Annotated in this window: 8 protein-coding genes; 2 read left to right on the top strand and 6 right to left on the bottom strand. The window is 67.5% G+C overall.

Features of this window, described 5'->3' with window-relative positions; genetic code table 11:
- Position 1: 1 nt before the first annotated feature.
- Both C2868_RS00725 and C2868_RS00720 read right to left on the bottom strand, forming a co-directional pair.
- On the bottom strand, positions 2 to 2,056 hold the full coding sequence (locus C2868_RS00725; RefSeq protein ID WP_232711308.1) for a hydantoinase/oxoprolinase family protein: 2,055 nt from the start codon (positions 2,054 to 2,056) through the stop codon (positions 2 to 4).
- 248 nt (positions 2,057 to 2,304) lie between these two features.
- Positions 2,305 to 3,195: a LysR family transcriptional regulator gene (locus tag C2868_RS00720; RefSeq protein ID WP_100812183.1), complete on the bottom strand. Its 891-nt coding sequence runs from the start codon at positions 3,193 to 3,195 to the stop codon at positions 2,305 to 2,307.
- Positions 3,196 to 3,333: 138 nt separating this feature from the next.
- Between C2868_RS00720 and C2868_RS00715 the strand changes: the two genes are divergently transcribed.
- Positions 3,334 to 6,798, top strand: coding sequence for a proline dehydrogenase family protein (locus C2868_RS00715; RefSeq protein WP_100812184.1), 3,465 nt, complete (start codon positions 3,334 to 3,336; stop codon positions 6,796 to 6,798).
- A 754-nt stretch (positions 6,799 to 7,552) separates the two neighbouring features.
- On the opposite strand, the gene C2868_RS00710 is transcribed toward C2868_RS00715, so the two are convergent.
- Complete coding sequence (locus C2868_RS00710; protein WP_100812041.1) at positions 7,553 to 8,395, bottom strand: universal stress protein; 843 nt, start codon at positions 8,393 to 8,395, stop codon at positions 7,553 to 7,555.
- A 234-nt stretch (positions 8,396 to 8,629) separates the two neighbouring features.
- Between C2868_RS00710 and C2868_RS00705 the strand changes: the two genes are divergently transcribed.
- A complete protein-coding gene (locus C2868_RS00705) occupies positions 8,630 to 11,461 on the top strand; it encodes an HAD-IC family P-type ATPase (RefSeq protein WP_100812042.1) in 2,832 nt (943 codons plus the stop codon).
- A 266-nt stretch (positions 11,462 to 11,727) separates the two neighbouring features.
- On the opposite strand, the gene C2868_RS00700 is transcribed toward C2868_RS00705, so the two are convergent.
- The 3 genes from C2868_RS00700 to C2868_RS00690 are packed head-to-tail and all read right to left on the bottom strand — an operon-like array spanning position 11,728 to position 14,921.
- Positions 11,728 to 12,432 carry a DedA family protein gene (locus tag C2868_RS00700; RefSeq protein ID WP_100812043.1) on the bottom strand — a complete coding sequence of 235 codons (705 nt, stop codon included), beginning with the start codon at positions 12,430 to 12,432 and terminating at the stop codon, positions 11,728 to 11,730.
- A gap of 39 nt (positions 12,433 to 12,471) precedes the next feature.
- The gene (locus C2868_RS00695; protein WP_100812044.1) at positions 12,472 to 13,491 is read right to left on the bottom strand and encodes a CNNM domain-containing protein; all 1,020 of its coding nucleotides are present in this window, start codon (positions 13,489 to 13,491) and stop codon (positions 12,472 to 12,474) included.
- Positions 13,488 to 14,921: a hemolysin family protein gene (locus C2868_RS00690; protein WP_100812045.1), complete on the bottom strand. Its 1,434-nt coding sequence runs from the start codon at positions 14,919 to 14,921 to the stop codon at positions 13,488 to 13,490. Before C2868_RS00690 ends, C2868_RS00695 begins: the two co-directional genes overlap by 4 nt.
- Between the last annotated feature and the right edge of the window lie 40 nt (positions 14,922 to 14,961).

The raw sequence follows: 14,961 nt of genomic DNA, 5'->3' as shown, positions 1-14,961 counted from the left end.
TTCAGGCCTCACTTTCGAGTTCGAGGTTCGTGATGATGAGCGAGCCGTGCTCGTCGACGGCCACGGAGAAGCCGGGCGGCACGACGGTCGTGGCCGTCGCCTCGATGACGATCGCGGGCCCGGAGAACGTGTGTCCCGCTCGGAGTGCGTCCCGTTCCGTGACGACGGTGTCGAGCTCCTGTCCGTCGAAGATGACCTTGCGGATCTCGTGGTCGAACTCAGCGTTCTCGGCGGGTGCGATCGTGAACGCGCTCGCCGACTCCAGCCGGCCGACCACGCGGGTGCGCAGCGTCACGATCTCGATCGGCGCGCCGAGCGTGGAGTGCCCGTACCGCGCCTCGTACGCGGTTGCGAAGCGCGCGCCGAGGGCCTCGAGGAAGTCGTCCCGCAACGGTTCGTCCGCGTTTTCGAGCGGGACGGTCAGGAAGTACTCCTGACCGAGGTAGCGCACATCCACCGCGTGCTCGGCGTACCGGTCGGCGGCGGGGATCCCCTCGCTCTCGAGGGAGGCGAGCGCCTCGGTCTCGACGGCGCGGAGCACCCGGCTCATGTCGGTCGCATCGATATCTTCGTCGAGGAAGTAGTACGGCTCGGTGAAGTCGCGCCGGATGTCTCCCTGCAGCATGCCCCAGGCCGAGAAGGCACCGGGGAAACGCGGGACGATCGTCTCGCGGATGCCGAGCTCCTTGGCGAGGAAGACGGCGTGCATCGGACCCGCGCCGCCGAACGCGACGAGGGAGAAATCGCGGGGCTCGATGCCGCGCGAGATGGTGATCGTCCGGATCGCCTGCGCCATCTGCGAGTTGGCGACATTGCAGATGCCCTCGGCCATCTGCACCACGTCGAACCCGAGCTTCGCTCCGACGGACTCGAGGGCGCTGACCGCGGCCTCGTGGTCCAGTCGCATCTGCCCGCCGGCGAAGTTCTCGGCGTCGACGCGCCCGAGCACGAAGTTCGCGTCGGTGACCGTCGGTTCGGTGCCGCCGCGGCCGTAGCACGCCGGCCCCGGCTGCGCCCCCGCCGAACGCGGCCCGACCCGCAGGCCTCCCGCCTCGACCCACGCGACAGAGCCGCCGCCGGCCCCGATCGTGTGGATGTTCACGATACTCATGAGCATCGGCAGACCCTCGAGGGTCGCCTCAGTCGACACATCCGGCACGCCGTTCACGACCAGGGAGACATCGAAGGACGTACCACCCATATCGACGCCGATGAGATTGTCGTTGCCGACGATCTTCGTCAGGGCTTCTCCACCGATAGCGCCGCCGACCGGCCCCGACAACAGGGTCTGCAGGGGACGCTCGCGCGCCGACTTGGCCGTGAGTACGCCCCCGGATGACTGCATGATGTGCAACGGTGCGTCCACTCCGCGCGCCGTCAGCTTCTCCTCGAGATCGACGAGATAGCTGCGCACGACCGGGCCCGTGTACGCCTCGATCACGGCTGACGAGGTGCGCTCGTACTCGCGCCACTCCTTGGCAGCCTCGTGCGAGAGCGACACGGTGAAGTCCTCGCCCAGCACCTCGCGCAGGATCTCGCGGGTGCGCAGCTCGTGCGCCGGGTTGCGGTAGCTGAAGAGATAACCCACCGCGACGGCGCCATAGCCCTCGGCCTTCGCCCGGGCCGCCGCGGCGCGCACAGCGTCCTCATCCAGAGGGACCAGCTCGCTGCCGTCGTACTGGAAGCGCCCGGCGATGCCGATCACATCCTTGCGCTCGACGAGGGGCTCGGGCTTGCGGTACTGCGCGTCGTACAGGCGCAGTCGGGGCCCCCGAGCGATGTGGTAGACGTCCTGCACGCCCTCCGTCGCGAGGAGGAGCACCCGCACCCCGCGCCGTTCCAGGAAGGCGTTCAGTCCCTGAGTCGTCCCGTGCACGATGAAGTCGATGTCGGCCAGATCATCGATGATCGACTCGAGCCCCCCGAGAACGCCCGTGCTGAGGTGTCCCGGGGTCGTCGAGGCCTTCGTCGCTCGGAACTCTCCCGTCGACTCATTGAATGTCACGATGTCCGTGAAGGTTCCGCCGATGTCCATCGACACCCTGTAGCTGGTCACTGCATGCCTCCTGCTGGGTCTGATTAGCGTGAATCGTATGAGTGACGCAAAACCGAAAGCCGTGCAGTTCGCCTTGTGCCGAGGCGCACAAGAGGGCATTCTGCCCGGTGTGAGCCGGTGCGGAAGACGGCGAGGTGAAACGACCTCGGCGGAATCCGCGAATTGACGCCGATCTCGGCAGCACCTCGGCGCGTGTTTCGGGCTTGTAAGACCTGTGTGAACCGGATCGTCCGCGGACGAAATCGTCGTCAGCGGGCCCGACGCAGCCTCAGCGCGTCCGCCAGGGCCGCTCGAACGGCCGCGATGGCGGGGCTCCGCCTCGACGCGGATCGGGTCGCCGCGAAGATCTCCCGTTCGGGCGGGCCCGGCAGGTCCACCAGGCGCACGGACGCCGCCTCGTCGGCCCACACGAGATCCGGCAGCATAGCGACGGCGTGACCCGAGGCCACGAGGCGGATGTGGGCGGTCAGGTCCGTCGCCTCGTACCGCACGTCGGGTTCGAAGCCCGCGGCGCGACACTGCTGGACGGCCCAGTCGCGGACGGCGGTGCCCGCTGGCTCGAGGATCCATGCCCGGTCCGCGAGGTCGGCCAGCCGACGAGCGGGATCGTCCCTCGGCAACGCGAGACGGATCGGGTCGGCACCGAGCGCCGTGCGGTCCACCCCCGCGCGCAGCTCGCGGGTGTGGCCGGGGTACTGCTCCGCGACGACCAGGTCGAATGTGCGGGCGGCGAGTTCGAACAGGGCTTCCTCGGGGGGCATCTCCCGATACTCCAGGCGCACGGGGGCACCGCGGGTGGCGAGCAGGTCGAGCGCGGGGGGCACGAGGGACTGCGCGGCGGTGGGCATCACGGCGATGCGGACCCGAGATGCTTCACCCCCGGAGTCCCGCAGCTCGGCGCGTGCGGCTTCGTCGAGCTCGAGCATGCGCGCGGCGTGGCCGGCCAGCCGCACTCCGGCGGGGGTGAGGCGCACTCGCCGGCCGTCCGGCTCGAGCAGAGCCGTTCCCGCCTCGCGTTCGAGCTGACCCAACTGCTGTGAGACCGTCGAAGAGCTGTAGCCCAGCGCCCCGGCGACCTCTGCGATCGTGCCCCGGAGGCTGAGCTCGTGCAGCAGGCGCAGGCGGCGAAGTTCGAGCACGGGCATCCAATCATCGATTTCATCGAAGAGTACACCCCGCGAATATGCGCTTTTCATGATGCTACGGCGGGACCACACTGAAAGTCCCGCACACGGGCCCACGCCGTACTGGAGGAACTCATGTCGCTCTCCCCCTCGATGAATCCCGTCGACGGGAGCCACGCCGCAGCCGAGCTCATCGGACTCGCGGACGATGCTGTCGCGCTCGTACACACCTGGCTCGAAGAAGCGCGCGGGGTGCCCGTTGACAAGGCCGCGCGTCGCCTCGCCGGGGTGCTCGGCGATGAGAACGGACTGGGATTCACCGTCGGGTTCGTCGACGGCGTCGTGCGGCCGGAGGATACGAGGGTGGCGGCACGGAACCTCCGTGTTCTCGCGCCGCTCACGCCCCGGTTCCTTCCGGCTCCGCTCCGCGCGCTCGTGAGGCTGGGGGGAACTCTCGCCCCGATCATCCCGGGCATCGTCGTCCCGATCAGTCGCCGTGTGCTGCGCTCGATGGTCCGGCACCTCATCGTCGATGCAACGGATCGGCGGCTCGGTCCGGCCATCCGGCGCATCCGGTCGGCCGAGGGCATCCGGCTCAACGTGAACCTTCTGGGCGAGGCGATCCTCGGGGAGGACGAGGCTGCGCGCCGCCTCGACGGCACACGCCGCCTGCTCAGCCGGGACGATGTCGACTACGTCTCGATCAAGGTCTCATCCACGGTCGCGCCCCACAGCCCGTGGGCCTTCGACGACGCTGTCGCACACGCCGCCGCCGCACTCATCCCGCTCTTCCGCATCGCGCGAGATGCGCCGTCGGGTCGCAAGTTCATCAACCTCGACATGGAGGAGTACAAGGACCTCGACCTGACGCTCGCCGTCTTCACGTCTATCCTCGAGCGCCCCGAATTCCACACGCTGGAGGCGGGCATCGTCCTGCAGGCCTACCTGCCGGACGCGCTGGGCGCCATGATGCGCCTGCAGGAATGGGCGAGCGCGCGGGTCTCGGAGGGCGGAGCGCCGATCAAGGTCCGCGTCGTCAAGGGCGCCAATCTGCCGATGGAGCGCGTCGACGCCGAGATCCACGACTGGCCCCTCGCCACGTGGTCCACCAAACAGGAATCCGACTCGTCGTACAAGGCCGTACTCGAGTACGCCCTTCGCCCCGAGAACACGCTCGCCGTGCGTGTCGGAGTCGCCGGGCACAACCTGTTCGACATCGCACTCGCCTGGCTGCTGGCGAAGCGACGGGGCGTCACTCACGCCATCGAGTTCGAGATGCTGCTGGGCATGGCATCCGCGCAGGCGACCGTCGTCCGACGGACGGTGGGCTCGCTCCTTCTGTACACACCGGTGGTCCACCCGGCCGAGTTCGACGTCGCCATCGCCTACCTGATCCGACGTCTCGAAGAGGGCGCCTCGAGCGACAACTTCATGTCGGCCGTGTTCGAGCTCGACAGCGACCCCGCTCTCTTCGCCCGCGAGCGCGATCGGTTCATCGCATCGACGAAGGCGCTGCCGCACGACGTCCCCCGGCCTCGACGGCACCAGGACCGTCGACAGGCGCCCGAACCGGCCGTCGTCGACGGCTTCCGCAACACCCCCGACACCGACCCGAGCCTCGCCGCGAACCGCATGTGGGCGGACGCCATCCGGAGCCGGATGCGGGACTCGTCGCTCGGCGAGCGCACGGTGATCGAGAACACACTGTCGGATGTCGCAGCGCTCGACAGGGTCGTCGCCGAGGCCGTCGAGGCGGGATCGGAATGGCGCGCGCTCGGACCCGATGCCCGTGCCCGGATCCTCCACCGGGCGGGCGACATCCTCGAGGCGCGCCGCGCGGATCTTCTCGAGGTGATGGGCGCCGAGTGCGGCAAGGTCATCGAGCAGGGTGATCCCGAGGTGTCGGAGGCCATCGACTTCGCGCACTACTACGCCGAGCGCGGGCGGCACCTCGCCCGCATCCCGGGAGCCGTGCCGGTGCCCGCGCGGCTCACCGTCGTCACGCCGCCCTGGAACTTCCCCGTCGCGATCCCCGCCGGATCGACACTCGCCGCTCTCGCCGCGGGATCGCCCGTCGTCATCAAGCCCGCCCGACGGGCACGGCGCTCCGGTGCCGTGATGGTCGAGGCACTCTGGGAAGCGGGCGTGCCGCGGGACGTCTTGCGCTTCGTGCAGCTCGACGGGCGCGATCTCGGCGACCACCTGATCGGTCACCCGGCCGTCGAACGGGTCATCCTCACGGGTGGGTACGAGACCGCCGAATCGTTCCGCAGTGTGCGCCCCGACCTGCCGCTCCTCGCCGAGACCAGCGGCAAGAACGCGATCATCGTCACTCCCAGCGCGGACCTGGATCTGGCCGCCAAGGACGTCGCGTACTCCGCGTTTGGACACGCGGGCCAGAAATGCTCCGCCGCTTCCCTCGTCATCCTGGTCGGCTCGGTCGCCTCTTCGCAGCGCTTCCGCCGCCAGCTCATCGACGCCGTACGGGCCTTCGACGTCGGCATGCCCTGGGACGGCACAGCACGCATAGGGCCGCTCATCGCCCCCGCCGACGGCAAGCTGCTGCACGCGCTTACCCATCTGGAACCCGGCGAGCGCTGGGCTCTTGCACCCGAGAAGCTCGACGAAGCGGGCGCCCTCTGGCGTCCCGGCATCCGTGACGGTGTCGCGCCCGGATCCCCCTTGCACCTCACCGAGTATTTCGGTCCCGTGCTGGGCATCATGACCGCGCGATCGCTCGACGAGGCCGTGGACCTCGTCAATGCGATCGACTACGGACTGACCTCGGGACTGCACTCGCTCGACGAGGACGAGATCGCCCAGTGGATGGCGTCGGTCGAGGCAGGAAACCTGTATGTCAATCGAGGCACCACCGGCGCCATCGTGCAGCGTCAGCCGTTCGGCGGCTGGAAGAAGGCGTCCGTCGGCACAGGAGCGAAGGCCGGGGGCCCGAACTATCTCATCGGCCTGTCGGACTGGATCGACTCGCCCGGGACGGCATCGAACGCGGCAGATCCGCTCTCAGAAGCGGCCGTGGATGCCGCGCGCGGTGTCGAGGCGGCGGATGTCGAATGGCTGCGCGGCGCCCTCGCGACGGACGAATCGGCGTGGGCCGACGAGTTCGCTGCGGTCCGCGACGTGACGGGACTCGAAACCGAGCAGAACGCGCTGCGCTACCAGGCAGTGCCGGTGACTATCCGAGTCGAGGAGGCGCGCACGGTCGACCTCGTCCGCGTCGTCGCGGCCGGACTTCGCGCAGGGTCTGACATGTCGGTGAGTAGTGCGGGCGAGCTCGCCCCCGCCGTGCGCGACTGGCTGTCCGCGAGCGGGGTGACATCGCGGGTCGAGGCCGAGCAAGCCTGGCTGACACGCGCGTCCGGACTGGCAGCGCGAGGTGGTCGTATCCGCCTGGTCGGCGGCGACGTCGCCGGCCTGGCCGAACACCTCGGCGGCACGCCCGCGGTCGCAATCTACGGCGGCCCGGTCCTGTCCGCCGGGTACGTCGAGATGCTGACGTTCCTGCGCGAGCAAGCCGTCTCGATCTCCGCCCACCGTTTCGGCACGCCGCGTCGGTATGAGATCCCGACCCTGCATCGCGCTTCGCGGAAGCAGGCGTAGGAGGTGCACATTGGAGCGCAGAGGGCCGAGTCTGACTACGGGAGTTAGAACTGGCCCGTCCGACCCGATGGACGGGCCAGATCCCATCCCTTGCTCCGATTACTGCCCATACTGCAACGGCCCAGAAACCGACTGAGTACCCGACGGTGTGCGCAACATTCAGTCAGCACCGCGTTCAGAGGGTTGCCCCCGATCGTCGAGGATTAGACAACCTCATCGACGATGTCCTCGGAGCGGAAACAATCGGGATCCCTGGTCATGTCTTCGCTGGAACAGCCGAGCTCCGGCGCTTCTTGAGAGGACGGTCGTGAACTAGACGGCGCCTAACGGAGTCATGGACTGCAGAACTAGCGGACCACCGTGGCAACAATTCAACCGCAACGAACGAAACTGAGGCCGGCCCCAGCTGATCGAATCAGACTGAAACCGGCCTCAAAGTGGCGGTGACGGTGGGATTTGAACCCAAAAAGCCCCGCTGAAGCCCAGTTCAGTTCGATCAGAAAACCGCGGATTCATGCGGTTCCAAGCCTGATGTGGTCTGTGTTCGGCCCCTTTCGATCCGTCTCGTTCGCGTTCAGATGTGGGCACCGTATGGGCACGAAGCCGGGGCGCGCGCATGGCGTGCACGAGGACATGCGCGAAGACAACAAGCGTCCAGGACCGCAATCTAGCGGAGAGAGCCGTGTGTGCACTAGTCGGGCAATCCGGGCTTGATGAGCGCCGTCGTCCGGCACTCAAGTCCCGGATACACCTGTCACCGCACGACGACGGTTGCGGTCGCTAGCCGGTTGAGAACCTGCTGGCTGGTGGATCCGAGGATGAACCGGGCGATCGGACCACGGCCGTGTGAGCCGATGACCGCGAGCCGCGCGGTCATCGCGAGCCGGTTGATCACCGCATCCGGGCTGTAGCTACTCTCGACGACACTGCGGACGACCAGATCGGGGTAGAGCTGCGCAAGGCCGGCAAGCGATATCGCCAGCGACTCCTCCGTGACGATCTGCATGTTGCGCAGGTACTCATCGGGATACGTTCGCATCCCGAGCGGGATAGCGACGGGCGACCAGGTGCTCACCGCGATAAGCGGCTCACCGGAACGCTCCGCCTCGGCCGCCGCGAACGCGATCGCAGCTTCCGATACCGCCGATCCATCCGCTCCGACGACCACGCCCTCGCGTGCCGCCATATCGAGGTCAGGTACGACGACGACCGGGCAGTGCGCGCCCGCGGTGATGCGGATCCCGTGCGGCCCGCGAGCAGGACCCGAATCGGGGCCCCGGTAGTCACTACCGATGACCAGAAGGGCCGCTCCCGTCGAGGCCTCGATGAGCTGTTCAACGGGATTGCCCCGACCCACGCGCGTCTCGACGGGCACTCCTCGCTCGCGAACGCGCTCGGCTTCTCGATCGAGCAGGTGCTGCGTGAGCTTGAGCGCCTCGTCGATCACTCGATCCTCGCCGACGACCCCGACAGCGCCTCCGACAATGGAAACGAGTTCTACCGCGTCGCCCCGTCCGGCGGCTCGATCGGTGGCCCAGTCGACGGCCCTCCGCGACGCGGCCGCATCCGTCACACCGACAACTACTCTTTCGCGCACTTCGCACTCCTCTGCTCGAGGCGACGCTGTGGCGGTCGCCGCTCTGCTTCCACCTCCGACTATTCCCGATCACGGTGGGCGCGCGCCAGGACATAGGTCCCGCCCCCTCCTCGGCGGGCACAGAGGGACCATGTGCCCTATCGGTCTCGCTCGCGGTGGCGCACTGTGGGAGTACAGCGGCGAGCGATTTGTGTTGCTTCGCCGAGTTCTGAGAGACGACAGGTATTGGGCGTTATGACTGCAGCGAACTCCGGCGAATCTCTCCAGCCCGGCCTGCCATCCGGGCGCCCGCCGGAAGACCTCACGCACCACCCGGGCGCCTCGTCGGGGTCACCGAGCAAGCCGCATGCGCACCACGCCACCGATGTCCTCGAGGGGCTCGACACGAGCCGCTCGGGGCTGCGGTCGAGCGACGTTGATCGGCGTCACGCGCACTTCGGTCCGAACAGCTTTCCCGAGCCAACGCGAACGCACCCCATCGTGCGTTTCCTCGCACAGTTCAACAACGCCATCATCTACGTGCTCCTCGCGGCGGCCGTCATCAAGCTCGCCTACAGCGACTACATCGACGCGTCCGTGATCCTCGCTGTCGCGATCATCAACGCCATCATCGGCTTCGTTCAGGAGGGGCAGGCAGAGAAGGCGTTGCTCGGCATCCGGCGCATGCTCTCGCCGCAGGCGACGGTACGACGGGACGGCGGGTGGCACGACGTCGAAGCCGCCACGCTCGTGCCGGGCGACATCATCAGGGTGGGCGCCGGCGACCGCTCACCCGCCGATGCGAGGCTCGTCGAAGCACGCGACGTGCGCGCCGACGAGGCGGCATTGACCGGCGAGGCGGTGCCCTCCGACAAGCACACGGATCCGGTCGTGCGCGATGCCCCCGTCGGCGACCGCGACAACATGCTGCACGCGGGCTCGGTCGTGGTCGGCGGGCGGGCCGTCGCGGTCGTGACGGCCACGGGCACGCGCACAGAGCTCGGTCGCATTCAGCAGCTGGTGCGCGACGTCGAGCAGACCGACACTCCACTCATCCGCTCGATCAACCAGCTCGGACGCCAGATCACGGCGATCGTGCTCGCGCTGATGGTCATCATGGTTGTGTTGGGGTTCGTCCTGCACGGCGACCCGTTCGACACCCTCATCTCTTCTGCGATCGCCTTCGCCGTGGCCGCCGTCCCCGAAGGACTGCCCGCCGTCGTCACCATCACGCTGGCGCTCGGCGTGCGACAGATGGCCGCTCAGCGCGCGATCACACGCCGACTCGCTGCCGTCGAAACCCTGGGGTCAGTCACCGTCATTTGTTCGGACAAGACGGGAACCCTGACGAAGAACGAGATGACCGTGCGGGCAGCGGCGACCCCGAACCGCCGCTACACGGTCACGGGCGAAGGCTATGACCCCGAGGGCACAGTGCTCGCGGAGGACACCGCCGACGAGTCGGGCCCGGACCATCCGCACTCGGACGATCTCGCCGAGATGGCCACGATTCTCGCGCTCTGCAATGACGCTCGCCTCGATCGCGCCGAGACGGGCGAGTGGCGGGTCGTCGGCGATCCCACCGAGGGCGCCCTGGTGAGCTTCGGGCGCAAGGCGAACGTCGAGCTGACGTCCTTCACGCGTGTCGACGAGATCCCCTTCGACGCCGACGTCAAGTACATGGCTACCCTCGACAGGTCGGCTACCGGCGAGCAGTTCGTCTCGGTCAAGGGTGCGCCCGACCGAGTGATCGCGCTCTGCGCCTTTCAGCGCGCCAGCGACGGGGGTCAGACTCCACTCGATCCCGATGCGTGGCAAGCGCTCATCGACGACTACAGCGCCCGGGGCATGCGCGTCCTCGCTGCGGCGCGCCGCGACCTGCCGACGAATGCCGTGACCGTCGAGCCCGGCGACCTTCGCGAACTCGTCATGCTGGGCGTCGTCGCCATCGCCGACCCGCCTCGCCCCGAGGCGACCGCAGCAATCGCTAAGTGCCAGGATGCCGGCATCCGCGTGAAGATGATCACGGGCGATCATGCGCTCACAGCCCACGCCATCGCGGCCGAGATGGGACTGACTGACGCCGATGCGAGCGTTCTGACCGGCGCGGACGTAGATGGCCTCGACGACGCCCAGCTGGAGGATGTCGTCACCGATGTCGATGTTTACGCGCGCACGAGTCCCGAACACAAACTCCGCATCGTCGAAGCCCTCCAGTCGCGCGGCGGTGTCGTCGCGATGACCGGTGACGGCGTCAACGACGCCCCGGCGCTCACCCGCGCCGATGTCGGGGTCGCGATGGGCATGAAGGGAACCGAGGCGGCGAAGGATGCGTCCGATGTCGTTCTCGCCGACGACAACTTCGCCACGATCGAGCGGGCCGTCAGCGAGGGCCGGCGCGTGTACGACAACCTGCAGAAGTCGGTCGTCTTCATCCTCGCGACGACGCTCGGCCAGGCTCTCGTCGTCTTCACCGCCGTCGTCATCGGCTTTGCGGACCCCCTGCAGCCCACGCAGATTCTCTGGGTGAACCTCGTCACCGCTATCACCCTGTCGCTCGCATTCGCCCATGAACCCGTCGAGCCGGGAACGATGACGCGCCGCCCACGACCGCCCGCCGAGTCGATCCTCTCGCGCAAGCTCTTCCTTCTGGCAGGCATGGGTGTTGTGGTCGCCGCGGCGACCACAACCGCCTTCTTCGCCGAGCTCAACAGGAGCGGGGATCTGGACATCGCACGGACCGCGGCGGTGACCGTGCTGGTCGTCGGTCAGGTCGCGGTTCTGTTCAACGTCCGTCTGCTACACGGTTCGAGCTTCACCCGTCGCGTTTTCACCGGCAATCGCGTGATCTGGATCTCTATCGCCTCGCTTGCCGTCCTGCAGGCGGCGTACACCTACTTGCCTCCCTTCCAGCTGTGGTTCGGGTCGGTGCCCCTCGGTGCCGCGCACTGGACGACCGCGTTCGCCTACGGCCTCGCCGTCTTCCTGGTCATCGAGGCGATCAAGGCGATCGGTCGTCGTGCCGCGCCCGACGGGTGGCGGCGCGCCGATCCGTCCGGTCAAGGAATCGGCGTAGTTCACGGCTAACCGACACCCAGGGCACCCTCCTCGCACTCACCGGATCTTCGTCCGCATTGACCTGAAAGATCCTGGTAGCAGCGGCGCCTTGGCTTCTGGGATGCGTGAATCGCTTTCGACGTGAGCATCACGACGCTGTCGAAGATTTGGCCGTTGTCGGCCTTCCACCGCGACGGTAGCCGGGTCAACCTCGGCCTCGTCGCCAAACCGGACGACGTCGTCCCGCTGCGTCCCGCGCGGGTAGTCCATGCCGCCACGCCACAGAGCGAATCACGTCAGAAGGAGTCGTCCGGCATCTCGTCGATCGCGGCCGCATCGGCTCGAGCCCGTCTGCTGCGGGGCCTGGTCGCTTCTCGGATGCGCCGCACGATGAGGACTGCCACCCCGAGTGCGAGCGCGGTGTAGACGACGTAGTCAAGATATGACAGGTAGCCCTCGAGCCGTTCGTGTTGGGTCCCGAGCGCGGCACCCACCCCGATGAGCAGCGAGTTCCATGCGCCGCTGCCGACGATTGTGTAGATGCTGAACCGGACGAGGTTCATGTGAGATGCGCCCGCGGGGAGTGAAATCAGGCTTCGAACTCCCGGGACCAGCCTGCCGACGAGGACCGTCCAACTGCCACTGCGCAGGAACCAGTGCGCTCCGCGATCGAGGTCTGACCTACTCACGAGCTTCGTCGCCGCGAGAACGGTGACTGCGCGTTCCATACCGATGGCGTAGCCGACCCCGTACAGCAGCAGTGCCCCGATCCACGATGCGAGCGTGCTCCAGAAGATGAGCCATCCCAGGTTGAGGTCGCCGCTCTGGCTGAGGTACCCAGCGAACGGCAAGATGACTTCGCTGGGGATCGGGGGGATGAGAACCTCGATGAAGACCAGCACCCCGACCCCGAAGTCCCCGAACGCTGTTAAGACATCCGCGGCGAAGCCGGTCAGGCCGGTGAAACCGTGATCAGTCGCGGAGCTCGCAGCGGCGCTCATTCAGCCGACCTCCCGCTGTTGGCCGTGAACTTCGGATGGTCATGAAACGGTGGACAGTTCCGCTGGTCCCGGCAGCACTTCGCGCAGCAGGTCATCCATCGTGACGATGCCGAGGAGCGTGCCGCCGTCCACCACGGTCGCGAGCTGCACACGTCCGTACCTCATTCGCGCCAGCGTGTCGTACGCGGATGCATCGGGAGTGGTGACGAGGGCGTCCCGAGCGATATCGGCGGCAGGTGTTGCCAGGTCGATCGCCAAAGTGTCACGGACGTGTGCCACACGGGATCCCGCGCCCGTTCCGACGAGGATGCGAAGGTGGCCGGATGAAGCCGCTACCTCCTGAATGTCGGCCGCGGGCGCGGTCGCCGGCACCGAGGTCGGCACCCTGTCGGTGCGGACGATGTCGCCCACGGCGAGTGTGCCGAGCGCGATCGCCCGCGCAATGGGTGCCGAGAACTGCACGTCCAGCGTCCCGGCGGCACGCGAATGGGCCACGAGTTCACGGATGGTGTCCGCATCCTGTCCGCCCGCGGCCGCTTTCTCGACCGGCTCGACACCCCACGCCCGGACGAGGCGGTTGGCGATCTGGTTGATCCACAGGAGGAACGTCCGCAGCGGCCAGGTGAATGCCCGCGCCGCGATACCGGTCGCCTTCGCAGCCGTTTCCGGATGCGCGATCGCCCACGACTTCGGGGCCATCTCACCGATGACCAGGTGCAGGAAGGTGACGACGATGAGGGCGAGCATGAAGGCGATGACACCCGAGAGAACATCGGGCAGACCCCACTGTTCGAGCACGGGCGCGAGCGCGTAGTCGATAGCGGGCTTCGTGATGGCGCCGAGCAGGAAGGTGCAGGCGGTGATGCCCAACTGGGCGAAGGCGAGCATGACGGTCAGCTCGTTCATCCCGCGGAGAGCCGCTCGCGCCGACGCGCTGTGGTCGGCCTCTTGCTCGAGTCGGTGTCGGCGTGCGGCGAGCAGCGCGAACTCGACGATGACGAAGAACGCGCTCGCCAGGATGAGTGCGGTCGTGATGATCGTGACCACCCACCAGCTCATCGGGTCACCTCCTCATTCGAGGCATCCGCCGGGACGAGCGCAGCGTTACCAGGTGTCCCGCCAGCTGTCTCGGTGGCATCGTGATCGACCTCGCGAAGTCTCACGACGAGCTGCGAGGGCACGTGTCGGTCGACCTCGGTGACCTCGACGTCGAGCCATCGCTCGATGTGCATGCCCTGCACTGTCTCGGCCGGCTTTTCGGGCAGGGTGATCCGAACGGTCACGCCCACGGGCACCAGGTCGCCGTATTCGCTGATGATCAGACCCGCGATGGTCTCGGCGTCGCCGCGGGGCAGATCGTGGCCGATCAGTCGCTCGACCTCGTCCAGGTGCACGTCGCCGGGCAGGGTCCAGTGGTCGTCTCCCACATTGACGACTTCGTGGACATCCATGTCGTGCTCATCCGAGATCTCGCCGATGACTTCTTCGGTGAGGTCCTCGATGGTGAGGATGCCGTCGAAGTTGCCGTACTCGTCGACGACGCACGCGAGTTCGTTGCGGGTCTGGCGCATCCGTTCGAGTGCGACGGGCAACTGCATCGTCGTGGGGATGACGACGGCGTCGCGCATGACGGTCGACACCGGCGCGTCGTTGTCGTGCTTGTTGCGGAGCAGATCGATGAGTTCCACGACGCCCACCGGATCGTCTTCGTCGCCGATCACGGGGTAGCGGGTGTGGCCGGTCGCCATCAGCGCCCGGACCTCGCCGATCGTGGTGTCGGGAGAGATCGAGTCGATGCGCGAACGCGGGACCATCGCGTGCTCCACGTCGCGCTGCGGGAAGTCGAGGATGCGGTCGATGATCATCGACAGATCGTCCGGCAGGTCCCCACTGACGCGTGATTCCTCGATGATCGCCTCGAGGTCGCGTGCCGTCGCGCTCTCGTCTACGTCTTCGAGCGGCTCGATCCGCAGCAGGCGGAGCAGAGCGTTCGCGGCGACGTCGAACACCGTGATGAGCCATCCGAATGCCAGCAGATAGATGCGCGTCGGCATGGCGAGCGCGCGGGCAAGGGGTTCGGGATTCGCGATCGCGAGGTTCTTGGGATAGAGCTCACCGAAGATCATGGTGACGATCGTCGCGAGCAGCAGGGCACCGATCGTGCCCACCAGCACCGATACCGTCGGGTCGATGCCGACCCCGCCCAGCAGGGTGCCCAGCGAAACGCCGATCAGCGGCTCGGCGACGTAACCGATCAACAGGCCCGTCACTGTGATTCCGAGCTGGGCGCCCGAGAGCATGAAGGACGTGCGCTTGGTGATGGTGAGAACGCGCTTCGCTTGCGCGTCGCCCTTCTCTGCCAGCGCCGCCATGCGGGAGCGGTCGACCGACATGTAGGCGAACTCCTGCGCGACGAAGAATCCGCAGGCGGCGATGATCGCCAGCGTGACGAGCACACCCACCAGCAGAGTCAGCGCTGCCTCGAGCATCGAAATTCACCCCCTCGAAGAATGAGGGGGCTCGGTGATC

This window comes from Microbacterium sp. CJ77 (assembly GCF_002911615.1).
In the GTDB taxonomy this organism is placed as follows: Bacteria; Actinomycetota; Actinomycetes; order Actinomycetales; family Microbacteriaceae; genus Microbacterium.
The sequence above is the reverse complement of the archived record's forward strand: the minus strand, read 5'-3'. Positions and strand labels throughout refer to the sequence as shown.

Coding starts and splice junctions, on each gene's coding strand:
- C2868_RS00695 (WP_100812044.1), bottom strand. CDS start 13,491: ATGAGCTGGTGGGTGGTCACGATCATCACGACCGCACTCATCCTGGCG.
- C2868_RS00705 (WP_100812042.1), top strand. CDS start 8,630: ATGACTGCAGCGAACTCCGGCGAATCTCTCCAGCCCGGCCTGCCATCC.
- C2868_RS00690 (WP_100812045.1), bottom strand. CDS start 14,921: ATGCTCGAGGCAGCGCTGACTCTGCTGGTGGGTGTGCTCGTCACGCTG.
- C2868_RS00700 (WP_100812043.1), bottom strand. CDS start 12,432: ATGAGCGCCGCTGCGAGCTCCGCGACTGATCACGGTTTCACCGGCCTG.
- C2868_RS00715 (WP_100812184.1), top strand. CDS start 3,334: ATGAATCCCGTCGACGGGAGCCACGCCGCAGCCGAGCTCATCGGACTC.